We start from the raw sequence: 13,916 nt of genomic DNA, 5'->3' as shown, positions 1-13,916 counted from the left end.
CAAAATATGCTTATCTTTGAAAGAGCTCTAGGGAGAGTTGTGTATGAATGGTAGCCAAACCAAAAACGCAGCGCTTACAACCGCTTTAGCATTTCATTATCAGGTATTGATAGGACTTGATAAGTGTTTTTCACTACAAGACGAGCAATCCATTTGGTTTGAAAAAGATGGCGATATCAGTCTTGTTAGCAATAAGATTGATGAATCAACACAGACAGAGGCGAAGAACTATGCGGCACCTCTGACAGATCATCATGAAAATTTGTGGAATACATTGAAGAACTGGCTCGATGCCAACTTCAAGCATGAAAATTATGGTTTTTTGATCCTACATACTACTCAAGCTTTTGGGTCGACAACTCGGCTAGCAAAATGGAATTATTGTTCTCCAGAAGATCGACTTCAAATTCTTAAAGATATATTTTCAGAACGTTCTAAAGAAGAGTTAGAATCAGAAAAGCCCAAAAACATTGTCAAATTGCAGAAAGCAGTGATGGAATCTCCATCTAAAAAATTGATGGAAATAATTAAGAAGATGTCGATTTTCACTGAAACCGACGACCTCAAAGCTTTGAAGAATAAAATTCTAAAGCGCCCAATTGGCATACCAAAATATAATTTAGAATGCTATTTAGAGGGTCTTGTTGGATTTGTTTATGAACAGGCCAATAACTCCTCATGGGAAATCAGCAGTAAATTATTCAATGCAAAATGTGAAGAACTTACTTCACTACTTCATAAAAAAGAGTTTACTTTCCCACCATTCAACGGTTATGAACCAACCGATCTTGAGATAGAAAAATATCAGGACAAGCTTTTTGTTAAGAAAATCATAGATATCGAACATCATGCTATGATCCCTGATGCTATAGGTAACTGGGTTGAATTACAAAACTCTTTGATTGAAGAACTTGATGAATATCCATTATATGCAAAAAAAACCAAGGCATATCAAAAACAGATTGTAAAACGTTTTATTATTAATTATTCTTCGGCACAGCTAAATTTAAAAGACCAATTGAAAGATTCAAAGATATTATATAATAATACAGTTAATGAAACTCCATTTAACATGGGAAATGAAATCCCACCAATTGAATATAAAAACGGACTAATCCATGATGCAATGGACGATGATGATAAAAATATCAAATGGAAGATTGAGCTATGAGTAGCATTATCGATTCATTATATCTATTGAAGTACAACCCTTTTAGATTTAGCGAGCATTTAGTTTCATTTTATTCCTCAATAAATCAAGTAGAACATAATTTAATACTCGCGCCAATTGTCATTCCGCTATGTACTCATTCAATATTTGAAAGTAGGCTTCAAGGCGCTATTTTTGGGGAAAACAAAAAAAGCACTATGTGGTCAATATTTAATGATAAAGCCAAGTTTTATGACCTACAAGAACGAATTGAAGAATTCAAATATATCACAGCGCAAAGCATACAGTATTGTCTAATTAACGACTGGCTAATAATAGACACCGAGAGCCTTACATTACATAGTGAAAAAAACCAAAACAAATCAATAACATCACAAAAAAGCGCCATAAATTTGGCAAAATTATTTAGCAACCATTCAGTGATGGAAATATTCGACTTCTTGGGAGTACAACCATAATGAACACATTAATCCATGAAATGGGCGTCATTGACAAAATAGGAAATAAGCATCCCGTTTATTTCAAAGAAGGAGTTAATATTGTAACAGGTAAATCATCTACCGGTAAAAGTGCATTAATAGAGATATTTGATTATTGCTTTGGTAGTGATGAATATACTGTTCCTAAGGGAGTGATTACTGATAGTGCAGCCGTTTACTATATTTTCATAAAAATAGACGAACAAAATATAGTAATGGCGAGGCGTCCTGATATTAATAACAAAGCTTTTTTTAGAAGGGAAGAGCATTATTCTACGGAAATAATCAATGCTGATTACTTTGTTACGAATCTTTATATCGACATAGAAAGATATAAAAAATTCATTACTGGTTTCTTTCTGGACATAGACGATGTCGATGTTTCATTAACGGCTAAGTCTAATCGGAAGTTTAATCGGAAGGCACCTACTCCATCTATTAGGAGTTTTACCTCCTTTATGCTGCAACATCAAAACCTTGTGGCTAACAAACATGCATTATTCTATCGTTTTGATGAAAAAGAAAAAAGGGATCAAGTTATAGAACATACAAAAATTTTTCTCGGTTTAGTCGACCAAGAATTTTTTATTCAATCGCAAGAAAAGGAAAGACTAACCTTAGAGTTAAATAAACTACTTCGAGAAAAAGAAAATAATTCACATGTCTCTACAAAGCAAAAACAGCGCCTTTCCCCCGTGCTTAATCAATTGTATGCTTTAATGGGTTTTGAAAGCGAACCAATCTCACTGAATGTAATTCTGCTCAATCCACGTGATGCAAAAGAAAAATTAGACAAAATAATAGTTCCTGAGAAAATAAATTATAACTCCAATGCAACCACTGAGTTTTATAATAACTTAAAAAAACAGCTTAACTTAAAAGTTTCAGAATTAAGAAAACTCCAAAGGCAAGCATCTTCCATTGCTAAAAATATAGAAGAAGAAAAACGTTTATTTGTTAATGGTAGCAAATTGGGATGGAAAGATAAAATACAGGTGGCTTCTTCTGTCTGTCCATTCTGCCATACCCAAAACAATGAGTTATTACATAGTGCAAAAAAATTACAGGATGCAATTACTAAAGTAGTTCATAATCTTTCTCATATTAAACCTATAAAGGCAAAATTTGAATCATCGTTAGTAGAAGTAAAACGAAAAATCGAAGAATTAAAAAATGAGATAACACCGCTAAATGAACAAATCTTAGTTATAGAAACATCAGAGAAACAAATATCTGCGCAAAAAAGTCTATATGAGAACATCCTCATAATAAAGGCAAGATTATTTATGTTATTGGAGGGAATAAGTTTAGGAGATGATATTGAACTAGACAGGAACATTAAAACTGTTAAAAATGATATTTATAAAATAGATGAAAAATTAAAAGGTTATGATATAAAAAAAGGAATTGAAAATGCAAATACTAAAGTAAATAACTACATGAACACAATAGGCAAAAACTTTGAGTTTGAAGAAAGTTACAAGCCAATTAACTTGCACTTTTCCTTTGAGACTTTCGACCTCTATCATTTAACTGAGAAAAATGAAAAAATTTATTTAAGATCTATGGGAAGTGGTGCCAATTGGTTATATAGTCACATTAGTTTATTTTTAGCTTTACATCGTTTTTTTGCTGAGCTGGGAAATCTATGCTCGATACCATCAATATTATTCTTAGACCAACCAACTCAAGTCTATTTCCCAAATTTTAGACGAGACGAATCGGTAACATTTAATGAAACAAAAGCAGCAGAAAGGATCGACCGAGGAAAAAACGAACGAGACCTAGATGACGATATTAAGGCTGTGGAAAATTTATTCAGCCAGTTATCTTCTTATTGTAATGAAATTAAGATCGCTAATGGATTCTCACCTCAAATAATTGTTACGGACCATGCAGATGATCTAATCCTCTCCAATGGAACTGAATTTGAATCATTAGTCAATGGAAATCGATGGCGCACTAGAGGTTTAATAGACCCAGTACCAAACCTAGATGTGTCTACAGAGTAACTATGGACGGACCCCACGGCCGTAGACAAATTCTGTCCTCACGACGAGGCCTGTTCGAAGGTCTCCGGACTGACACCGCCGAGATGATTGTGGCGCTGGGCCCGGTTGTAGAACACTTCAATGTGATCGAAGATATCCGCCGGGCCAGATACCAGGTTTCATAGATGTGTTTCCCGATCCTGGAGCTAAGTCTGCTCGGCATCGTGTGGATTAATCTCTGACATTGCATCTCCCCTCCAATGGGGTACATTATCAGAAATCTTTGCCTGTAGGTGATTGAAAAAAATCTGAGCTGCTTCCCATTGATTGGCGCGACTGAAACTGAACGGGAAGAGATTGACGGCATTTTGCGAGATACGTGGGAAAGCGCTGACGATGGATTCTTTCAATAAGCCGATTTCGAATCGGGAAAATCTTGACGTTATCCTAACTGATTGATCGGGAGAAACACCGTGGGCCTATATGAGAAGTGGTGTGAGTCCATTAAAGAAAATGACGAACGCAAGTATTACTGGACGTATGTCGAGAAGGACGGCGGCCGCGATGATATCCGCGAGGACCTTGCTGAGACCATTCGCTCGCACTACGACCGACTTGAACGCATCGCCGATGACGTAGGGCGACTAGGATACAAGGTTGCAGCCAAGATCCTCAGCGAGGCAATGCCTAATACCCCCAAGGGCCGCTCTGGCGACCTCGGCGAAATTCTTGCGACGGAACTAGTGGAGGAAGAAATCGGTCTGCGGGTACCCGTGCGCCGGCTCCGATACAAGGACGGCCGTAACATGGCCATGCGCGGCGATGACTTCATCGGCGCGGGCTACCAAGGCAATAAGCTCTGGCTACTGAAAGGTGAAGCTAAAAGTAACCAGAAGCTTGGCAAAACCACGGTCATCGCCGCCCGCAAGGTCCTAGACCGCGACAATGGCCGCTGCACGCCTGACTCGCTGCTGTTCGTCGCCAATCGCCTGTTGGAGAGCAACGACGCTGGCGATAACGCACTAGGTCGCGACCTTCGCGACGAAGTGGGTCTTAAGTCCATGCAAGCCGATCGCATCGACCACATGCTCTTCACCGTGTCGGGTAACGGCCCTCATGCTTCCCTGAAAGAGAACCTTGAAGCCGCTGGAGTCAATAGGGACCACTACGTCGTGAACATTCACATCAAAGATCATCAGGATTTCATTGCGGCAATGTACCTAGAGGCGGAAGCTCTTGGAGACGACTGAAGAATTAAGCACCTTCCTGACGGCCGCTACAGTTGACGGTATTCTCGGGCGCCTCCTCTATCGCGGTGCAGCTTGGTCGTTGATGCGTAAGGATGGCGTATTGCCGCAAAACGCTCCGCCGCTTGGCGCAACCATCGAAACAGATCTTGCCGAGCACGGTTTTGCCCTGCTTCGAGGCGCAATGGCACTGCGGGCTCAGGCTGGTGCTTCGAAACTCACTGGCAAGGCCTTTGAGCGCGCAGCCAACGCCTTCGAAGCTCTGGTGCGTAATGGTAATCCAGAGTCCCCTGATCGCGGATTCCGCCGCACCATTGCTGCTGCAGCCTACCATCTAGCCGGTTTCTCGGCCGTCGCCTTTTCAATCTTCAACGAGACAGAGGAAGACCTTAACGTCTCACCCGGTGAAATAGCGATCCGACACCTTATACTGCGCGATCTCGATCAACTTCGCGGCTTCGTCCGCAACTGGTTGGATGACGGGGCTCACGGCGATGAGCAGATCGCGGCGACGCTGCAGGGCGAAGACACTGACGTCGACGAAGTGCTGTCGACAATTCTCAATACGACGATCTGCCGTGCCCTGGCATTTTTTGACTTCGCGCTTGAAACGGGTGAAGTCGAGCCGTTCGAAGCCGCACGAGGGCTCCTTACTACCGCTGTCGGGCTTGCTGACAATGCTGAGAACGTCCCTCTGTGGTGGATTTCGAACCTCAGCCGTCACCTGATCGACGACCTGTGGCAACATTCACTACACCAGAATTTGCCGACTGAGCCACCCAAGGGTGCGGAGGAAAAATATCCCGACCTACGGCGGTTGTTTATATCTTCACTTTACGCCCGCAAGACCTCAGAGGTGGAGCTATGGCCATCGCAGCGCGAAGCCGCCCAGCGCTCCACAGACGTCACAGACGATCTGGTCGTCGCCCTGCCGACCAGCGCGGGCAAAACACGAGTAGCAGAGATTGCCGTGTTAATGACCCTATCCTCCGCACGCCGGGTGCTAATCGTCACACCGCTGCGCGCTCTTTCGGCCCAGACCGAACGATCTTTCAGGAAGACCTTCGCGCCACTAGGGTTTAGTGTCTCTTCTCTTTACGGCGCCAGCGGCCTTTCCGCCGGTGATGAAGACGCCCTCCGCACACGGGAGATCATCATTGCGACGCCCGAAAAACTCGACTTCGCTCTGAGAAGCGACCAGACGCTGATTGACGATGTCGGCCTGATCGTCCTCGACGAAGGCCACATGATCGGTCCTAGTGAGCGCGAAATCCGCTATGAGACGCTCGTGCAGCGCCTACTTCGGCGCACGGATGCGGCAGAGCGCCGAATAGTTTGCCTTTCCGCGATCCTGCCAAGCGGCGACGAACTCGACGACCTTACCGCATGGATTCGTTCCGACGAACCCGGGGAGCCTGTGCGTTCCGACTGGCGCCCAACGCGCCAGAGATTCGGCGCACTTACCTGGCGAGGTAAGGACGCGTTGCTACGGCTCGATCTAGACGACGATGGCCCCTTCCTTGACAAATTCGTCGCGGAAAAACCAGCGCGAGGGAAGGAGAAGAAGCCCTATCCACGCAAGAACTCGCACCTCGCTCTGTTCGCGGCATGGGAGTTCGCGAGCCAGGGCAAGCGCACCTTGATCTTCTCTACCCAAGCGAACTGGGTCGAGAGCTACGGCAAACAAGTCGTGGACCTCTGCAAGCGAGGCTATCTGAACTCGTTGCTGGAAGACGAGGCTCCGATCGCCCGCGCCCTGGAAGTCGGTAAGGAATGGTTGGGCGAGGATCACCCAGCCGTGGCCAGCCTTAAGGTGGGGGTTGCCATTCATCACGGCCGACTGCCGAGCCCGTTCCTACGCGAACTGGAACTGCTCCTAACCGAAGGAACGCTAAAGGTCATTATCGCTTCGCCGACGCTCTCCCAGGGCCTCAATCTCAACGCTGCCGTGCTGCTCGTGCCCGCGCTATATCGCGCCTCAGAGAAGATCAAAGGTGAGGAGTTCGCGAATGTGGCCGGCCGCGCCGGACGTGCATTCGTCGATGTCGAGGGGCTGATCGTCCATGTCATGTTCGACAAAATCAAATGGCGAAAAAAAGAATGGAGGGAACTGGTCGCCTCTGCCAAGGCCAGGACGCTTAAAAGCGGCCTTATCCAGATCGTTGCCGAAATCCTTAAACGTCTATCGCGCGAGGGAGTCCTGGATCGAGATGATGCCTGGGAATATCTCGCCAACGCCCGCGAGGCTTGGAGGTCACCTGACGAAGAAGCAGGGGTGGCAGAACGACTTGCCGCCGCTGTGGTATACGACGCCGCCACCGACGATGAAGACGAGACGGACGACGAGGAGGAAACCATCGACGAGGAGCCCCTGTCTCAGCTCGTCGAACGCCTCGACGCCACCGTATTCGGTCTGATCGAATCCCTAGACGTTGATCGCGCCGATCTACCTAACCTTCTAGACGAGGCGCTCAAGGGGTCACTCTGGGCTCGCCAAATTGCTCGGGAGGACGAGGATGTCGCTTCCCTGCACCGGAAGGTATTCGAAGCACGCGCTGGTCTCATCTGGAAAGCCACCACCACCCCAACGCGACGCGGGCATTTCGCGATGGGAGTCGGGCTTGAAGCTGGCCTCCTCATCGACGCTATGGCGGACGAGTTGGCCGAACTCATCGACAGGGCAGACAGTGCAGCATTGAGCGGCGACATCAACGAACTCGCCGATGCTCTCGGCGGACTCGGCGAACGCCTGCTGTTCATGCGGCCTTTCATCCCTGACAAGGCAAACGCGCTGCCGCCGAACTGGAAAGCTATCCTACGTAGTTGGGTGTCCGGGGAAGAAGTCTCCAAGATCGGACCGCAGAACATGCGGGCGGTCGAAGATGCCTTCACCTATCGGCTAGTCTGGGCGCTAGAAGCCGTCCGCACCCGGCGCATGTCCTTCGGCTGGTCGCCGGATACGGTGGCGGGCGGTGCTGCGGCTGCGGTAGAAACCGGTGTCCCCCAATTAATGATGGCGATGCTGATCCGCGCAGGCCTGCCGTCACGGCGTGCGGCAATGGCGGCCATCGAAGATGCTGAGCCAGTCTTCGTCACGCCCGCAGAAATGCGGGCTTGGCTTGAATCCGACGAGATTACGGCCAAAACCGACGCAGGCAACTGGCCAACACCCGACACCTCCGCGTTATGGGCCCGCTTCCGAACCGAAGCTCTCAGCGGAGGCATCCAGAAATGGTCCGTCGAACGCTACAAGCGCCTACTCGATACCGAGCCCTCCCCGCCCGCTGGCCTCTATCGAATCGTCACCGACGAAGGGGACGCGCGGACTTGGCTGGCAACCCCCGACTATCAGCGGATCGCCGTCTTCAAGAAGCCAGCGGTTGATCCCAAGCCCAGCTTATTCTCGGGGCGGTTGCCGGGCAAAACCCGGCTAGTGGATGCTCTACGCGTCGGCCGCGGAAAGTTGCGTTGGCCGGCTGCCGACGCCTAAAAGGGAACTGTCAAGATGCTGTCTGCGTGGATCTACGACCAGAAGCGCGTACCTGTCGCGACTGTGGCGACGTGCTAGCCGAAACGACGCTCTACGAGATGGAACACCGCGGCGAGTTTCCGCGTCGCTTCATCTGACGCGACGCTACGTAGTGTGGGTCTTAGCCGAAGTAGAAGCGTAGATCGAGGAACGCAAACAAGCCTCGCGCTCCGGCAGCAGATCAACATGGCAAGACGTCACACTACGAAGGACTCGTCCCGTCAATGGTCTCATTGCAGTACCAGATAGCGTTGCATCGCCCCGTTGAACTCGCAGCACGAAGCGGACCGCGTGAAGTACCGTGAGGTCCGCTGTGAGCGAGAAGCAGACGTTTAGCTTATGACGACTAAGTGTTTACATGAAACATAACATCCCTTACCGGCACTGCTCATGTCGCTCCCATATTCTAATGTCACGTTTGGAAATGGGTGTTCCTTAAGAGAATATTCATAACGAAGCGTTTGCACCGGCGGCAGTGCTTATAATCGGTATGAGCCCCCGAGAGGGCTCATTTTCAAATGTACAGTTGATCTTCTAAGTACGAGGTGATACCCAATCAGGAACTTCTCATACGTTTCCGCGATAAATCACATTCAAAGCCCGTCGAGAGTAAGACATCAGTTCACCTGCCGTGATGGGTTCTGATGATGCCTGAGGGTTCGTGTCATGATGATAGCGACCAGCATAATTGTTAATTTCATTCAACTCAGGTACCAGTGATTTAGCGAAGAATAACGGATCGTTCGGTTGTGCTTGTGCAATCTGCATTACTACCTCTCCAAACAGATTTCCCGGTGAAATTCGCCCCGGAAAACGTCGATGCAGATACCCCTCAAGAAGCGGTCTGATTGCCACCGCCGTGTCGTGAAGCTGATGATGAGCACCATCGGCAAATCCGCTCACCAGCCGATGATTTTTATAGTAGGGAGATTCACATTCCAGATCGACATCTAGTTTGTCCAAACTACTGAAATCACCAGCAATGTGGACAATGCGTAAGGCTGAAATGTCCTGCATTTGAGTAGCAGGTATTTTTAGGAACTCATCTCGCATGGTACGGATAAAGAGCAGGTCGTGCGCCAAGATGATTACCTGCAAGCTGCGAAGGTATATCTGTTTAATGATGGTGATTGTGTGGTTCCTGCGATGATTGTCCAGACTACACATCGGATCATCAATCACGACAATTTTTCTTTCAAGATCAACGTCATGAAGCAAGACTGAGATGAAGAATGCGAAGGCTAGCGTCCTTTTGTCCCCTTCACTGAGTGAGCTCCGAAAACTGTATTCCTCCCCCGTTAGCGAAATCTTTTCCCCTCTAAGTTCAATTGCATATTCAGATTTAGGCTCACCACCGCCGGCATAGTTATAATTAATTTCTGTGATGCGAAAGCTTGCACCAAACTTCATCAATAAATCATTAATTGAGGACTGATACTTTCCAAGGGTCGAGTCCATGATCGCATTCAGTTCACCCCTCCGTGTTTCCTTTAGTTCAGAGGCCGTCACTTCAGCTGTTTTAGCGGTCTGATAATCAGAGATAAAACCTACTACCTCAGGTGATAGACGAAGTCGGGTTGCTTCATGCTGGGATAATGTAACCCGCAGGGTTTCTTCATTTTTGGTTTCAAGCGCCTCTTTATAAGCCTGAATATCCAGATTGGCAGTTTCCACGCCCGAATTAAAGGCAGAAAGCTCATCATTGATTGCAGTTACTGCATCAGCGATTTCTTTTTCATAGTCGCCTTGGGTCTTTGAAAGCGGATCGCTTTTCTTGGCTTCTGTTAAGCGACTCAGAGATGACTGAAGACCTTCCAAACTAGCTTTAATTTTATCTAAATCAGGGAGACTCACGTTCAACTGGAGACAATCTTTCCAGTTTTCAGTCACTAACCCCGCCTGCTCAATCTTGCTCTCAAGTAAGGCCAGATTGAAAACGCGCATGGTTGTCGCCACAACGTTATCTAGGCCTGTAACCTGATTAAGTAAGGCTTTGTATGCAAGATTAAACCGCTCCCGGTAGTACCGGATCAGTCCAACACCCTCCAAGCTTTGCGTACAGAAAGGACAATATTCGTCTTTTATATAATCAAGGCCGCTACTCGCCCATCGCTCAAAACCTTCGACATTGATATGGTCAATATGCGCACAGACGACCTCTTCTGCACCCGCACTTAGGCTGTCATAACTCGATGCAAGTATGGAAAAAAAAGAACTGAAATCAGGAGCGTAAAGAGGTAACGGAAGATAGCCCGTACGGTTGCGGATCGTCTCTGTTCTTTTGCAGAGATCCAGTTCTGATTCGACTAATGCAATTTTTTCCTGAATGTTCTCTTCCTGAACAGGCTTTATGTATCTTGCTAGCGTTACATTTCCCCGGGCCACCGTCAGCTTTTCACTTGCCAGTCTCGTAACTCTCTTGGCCTCCTCTGCCTTGTCTGATGCATCAATAAAAGCAGCCCTCGCTGCTACCGCATCACTGCCCAGCGCAAAACTCAGCAGTCGCTTTCTATGGCTAGCGCTGATTTCACCACCTGAGTAAACATTACGATCAACAAAATCTAGGTCGAAGACGTGCACATCTGAATACTTACCACTCCATGTGCCGTTATCGAATATCGCACGATTTCCCTGAGAAAACTGCAGATGAATATTTTGAGGGGTTGTTTCCCCAATCGTTTTCCTGTGCCGTACAATATCTGGATTTAATTCAGTGTAGGAACGCAGAATAGACGCAAGGGTGGATTTACCACGCCCATTATCAGCATAGACAAAGGTCATTTTTTTAAAGGACATACCAGCAGGACGGATATCCTGGAATAAACCTACGCTAGTAATTTGATGAATTCTTTCAAGCATATAAATCCCTTTTTCTTCGCGATTTTTACCACAACGGATTGAGATTAGAGCAAGATGAATACGAGCGCACCATCCTACTAGGAGAATTGCTTCTGGTGTTGACTCCGTTTGGATGAAGTTAATATATCACTAGTAGCGAATGCTGTGCTCTTTCTGCGACTTCATCTTCCCACTTTATGAGGATAGCGTTGCATCTACCCGTTGAACTCACAGCACACAGCGGACATTCAAATTCAAACATTGCTTGCCCCTTCGGCTCCACTGCGTACCAAGTAGCGCGGTCTGGCTGACGCCCCGGCACGCTAGCAAGCTCTGCCTAACCGCAAAAGGATGCGTTTCGAGCCTGACGGCTGGGGGCTGATGGTGTCGCAGCGTAAGGTGAGGCTGCAGGTTTTTCACGTGGATGCTCTGTTGATGCGTTACCAAGAAAGCAGGAATATTACGAAACTTTTTTTCGAAGCCACCTTGATAAACCACTGTCCAGAATAAGCCCTGCTAACTTATTTGGGCCGATTAACGTGATGCCATCGACTTTGATATTTTCCGATAACGACCCGCTGTGCCAGATAAAAAACATTCGTTCATAGGCACTGGTTTCTCTGAACCGCTTTTCGTACTCGCTGAAAGCATATGCGTCCGCATGTGATTTAATCTGTACAAACGCTTTCTCTCCGGTGGTGGGAGATTCAAGCTCAAGGTCCAGCGTTTTTTGTGTTTTACCGACAATACTGGTGCGTCGCCACCCGCTTGTTGAAAAAACAAGGTCTACCAATAGTTCGAAATCCTGCCAGGTCAGCAGCTGACAAAGCTTTTTTATAGCCTTCAGATAAGTCTCTTCAGACTGCTTCGCATCAGATACCGCAGGGAGATCTTCATCATTTATTTTACGAACAACGTAATCATGTGCGCTTACGTTACATATCGTTCCCCGGTATCCCTGAACCTTTAACAGGTCACCGCTCAGGTGATCTGTGGTTAACAGTGCTCCCCCAATGCTGGTGTTCTGCCACCCCTCCATTGTTTTTCGGACTCGACTACCATCCGCCAGCACCTTAACCGGACCCGCGGGTCGACACCAGTACAGAAACCCACCCCTGAAGGTAATGAATAGCGTCTCTGCGTCCGCCATGTAAAAGGTCTTGATCTGCCTAACGTCACTGCTCGCATTGCCTTTTTTCCCCTTGCGGATGTTAAGCCATATCTCGTGCACGTCGGCCCATTGCCCCTCAACACAAAGACTGTTCGGAGTTTCATGATAACCAAACCGAAGCGTGCCCTCCGACAGACACTGCTGCTCCCATTCACCGGCCTCACCAAGCTTGATAAACTGAACTGTTGCAGGGCTGATTTTTTCCACAATTTTCTCTGACGGTGTAAGGTGTCTGCTGATATAAAACAGGAGATTTTAGGGTATTTCAACGCAAACATGTAAGTACGCCTGTTTTAGTTCCACGCACTTTTTGAGACTTCCGGGGTTTCAGCCATCAGCCGGTATTCTTGCGGCGTCAGATTATTCAGAGATTCATGAGGTCGCTCGCTGTTATATTCGGCCAGCCAGCGCTCCGTGATTTCCCGTGCTTCATTCAGTGTCCTGAACAAATAAAAATCCAGGACTTCTGTCCGGTACGTCCGGTTAAAGCGCTCGATAAACGCGTTCTGTGTCGGCTTACCCGGCTTGATAAATTCCAGCATTACCCCATGTTCTTCGGCCCACTGCGCCAGCGCCACTGAGATCAGTTCCTGGCCATTATCCATCCGCATCTTAAGCGGATAGCCCCGGCTTGCTGCGATCCTGTCCAGCACTCTCACAACACGTTGGGCCGGGATAATCAGGTCAATTTCTATCGCCAGTGCTTCACGGTTAAAGTCATCCACCACATTGAAGGTCCTGAAGCGTCTGCCCCAGAGCAGTGCATCATGCATAAAATCGATGGATCAGCTCTGGTTTAGCGCTTCCGGCGTCGCCAGTGGCGCGGGGTTGCGTACCGGCAGAGGCTGCTTTCCCCTACGACGAAAATTCAGTTTCAGCAGACAGTTAATCCGATGCACGCACTTGTGGTTCCAGGTGTTGCCTTGCCTGCGTAGTAGCTGGAACAGCTTCTTAAAAACGTATCGTGGGTAGCGCTCCGCCAGCTCAGTCAACGCGTGGATCACCGGTTCATCACGTCGGGCGTCGGGCTGGTAAAAGTACACCGTCCTGTTCAGCGATAACATCCTGCATACCTGGCGAGTGCTCATCGTAAATTGTGAGGTCAGATAACCGACGAGCTCCCGCTTTATCGCTGGTGTTAAAGCTTTTTTCAATGATGTCTTTCAGCGCCCGGCATTCCAGACTGAGATCGGCAAACATCTGTTTGAGTCGGCGGTTTTCGTCCTCAAGATCTTTCATCTCATTGATATCAGAGGCTTCCATACCGCCGTAGTTTTCTTTCCAATTGTAATACGCCGCTTCGCGGCAGACATCTTTGACGGTGTGTCCTGCTTCAACAGACTTCAGAACGGTGATGATCTGGTGCTCGATGAATCGGGCTTTGCGCATGACGATCTCCCCAGAGGACATGAACAGTATGTCGGAAGATCTCTTAAAGTGAATGGTTCGTTTTGCACAAGCCAAGTCGTAACTGCATAATCGCGCAGACT

General features: G+C 47.5%; 8 protein-coding genes and 2 pseudogenes. 6 read left to right on the top strand and 4 right to left on the bottom strand.

The window, feature by feature from the left end; all coding sequences use genetic code 11:
- Positions 1–43 precede the first annotated feature (43 nt).
- The 3 genes from SK35_RS09390 to SK35_RS09380 are packed head-to-tail and all read left to right on the top strand — an operon-like array spanning position 44 to position 3,662.
- Complete coding sequence (locus tag SK35_RS09390) at positions 44–1,171, top strand: hypothetical protein (protein WP_048216026.1); 1,128 nt, start codon at positions 44–46, stop codon at positions 1,169–1,171.
- A complete protein-coding gene (locus SK35_RS09385) occupies positions 1,168–1,629 on the top strand; it encodes a three component ABC system middle component (RefSeq protein ID WP_048216025.1) in 462 nt (153 codons plus the stop codon). The genes SK35_RS09390 and SK35_RS09385 overlap by 4 nt, the downstream gene beginning before the upstream one ends.
- Positions 1,629–3,662 carry a DUF3732 domain-containing protein gene (locus tag SK35_RS09380; protein ID WP_048216024.1) on the top strand — a complete coding sequence of 678 codons (2,034 nt, stop codon included), beginning with the start codon at positions 1,629–1,631 and terminating at the stop codon, positions 3,660–3,662. Before SK35_RS09385 ends, SK35_RS09380 begins: the two co-directional genes overlap by 1 nt.
- 38 nt (positions 3,663–3,700) lie before the next feature.
- On the opposite strand, the pseudogene SK35_RS09375 reads toward SK35_RS09380, so the two are convergent.
- Positions 3,701–3,843: pseudogene (locus SK35_RS09375) on the bottom strand (IS3 family transposase); the annotation flags it as partial.
- Positions 3,844–3,934: 91 nt separating this feature from the next.
- On the opposite strand from SK35_RS09375, the gene SK35_RS27130 reads away from it, so the two are divergent.
- Genes SK35_RS27130 through SK35_RS09365 form a run of 3 tightly spaced genes read left to right on the top strand, consistent with a single transcriptional unit; the run spans position 3,935 to position 8,378 of the window.
- The gene (locus SK35_RS27130; protein WP_117045396.1) at positions 3,935–4,054 is read left to right on the top strand and encodes a DinI-like family protein; all 120 of its coding nucleotides are present in this window, start codon (positions 3,935–3,937) and stop codon (positions 4,052–4,054) included.
- Between the two features lie 60 nt (positions 4,055–4,114).
- Positions 4,115–4,891, top strand: coding sequence for a Hachiman antiphage defense system protein HamA (locus tag SK35_RS09370; RefSeq protein ID WP_048216023.1), 777 nt, complete (start codon positions 4,115–4,117; stop codon positions 4,889–4,891).
- Positions 4,878–8,378 (top strand): DEAD/DEAH box helicase, encoded by a 3,501-nt coding sequence (locus tag SK35_RS09365; RefSeq protein WP_048216022.1) that lies wholly within the window; start codon positions 4,878–4,880, stop codon positions 8,376–8,378. The genes SK35_RS09370 and SK35_RS09365 overlap by 14 nt, the downstream gene beginning before the upstream one ends.
- Positions 8,379–8,984: 606 nt before the next feature.
- On the opposite strand, the gene SK35_RS09355 is transcribed toward SK35_RS09365, so the two are convergent.
- The 3 genes and pseudogenes from SK35_RS09355 to SK35_RS09345 all read right to left on the bottom strand — a co-directional run bounded on the left by SK35_RS09355 (position 8,985) and on the right by SK35_RS09345 (position 13,815).
- Positions 8,985–11,276, bottom strand: coding sequence for an AAA family ATPase (locus tag SK35_RS09355; protein ID WP_048216021.1), 2,292 nt, complete (start codon positions 11,274–11,276; stop codon positions 8,985–8,987).
- Positions 11,277–11,715: 439 nt separating this feature from the next.
- Positions 11,716–12,633 carry a hypothetical protein gene (locus SK35_RS09350; RefSeq protein WP_048216020.1) on the bottom strand — a complete coding sequence of 306 codons (918 nt, stop codon included), beginning with the start codon at positions 12,631–12,633 and terminating at the stop codon, positions 11,716–11,718.
- Positions 12,634–12,719: 86 nt separating this feature from the next.
- Positions 12,720–13,815, bottom strand: a pseudogene (locus SK35_RS09345) (IS3 family transposase).
- Positions 13,816–13,916: the final 101 nt, after the last annotated feature.

The sequence above is a fragment of the Citrobacter sp. MGH105 genome (assembly GCF_001037485.2).
Lineage (GTDB): Bacteria > Pseudomonadota > Gammaproteobacteria > Enterobacterales > Enterobacteriaceae > Citrobacter > Citrobacter portucalensis.
This window is presented reverse-complemented; position numbering and strand designations above follow the sequence as displayed.

Bases quoted from the DNA above. Each gene is read 5' to 3' on its own strand.
- SK35_RS09355 (WP_048216021.1), bottom strand. From the start codon at position 11,276: ATGCTTGAAAGAATTCATCAAATTACTAGCGTAGGTTTATTCCAGGAT.
- SK35_RS09380 (WP_048216024.1), top strand. From the start codon at position 1,629: ATGAACACATTAATCCATGAAATGGGCGTCATTGACAAAATAGGAAAT.
- SK35_RS09390 (WP_048216026.1), top strand. From the start codon at position 44: ATGAATGGTAGCCAAACCAAAAACGCAGCGCTTACAACCGCTTTAGCA.
- SK35_RS09385 (WP_048216025.1), top strand. From the start codon at position 1,168: ATGAGTAGCATTATCGATTCATTATATCTATTGAAGTACAACCCTTTT.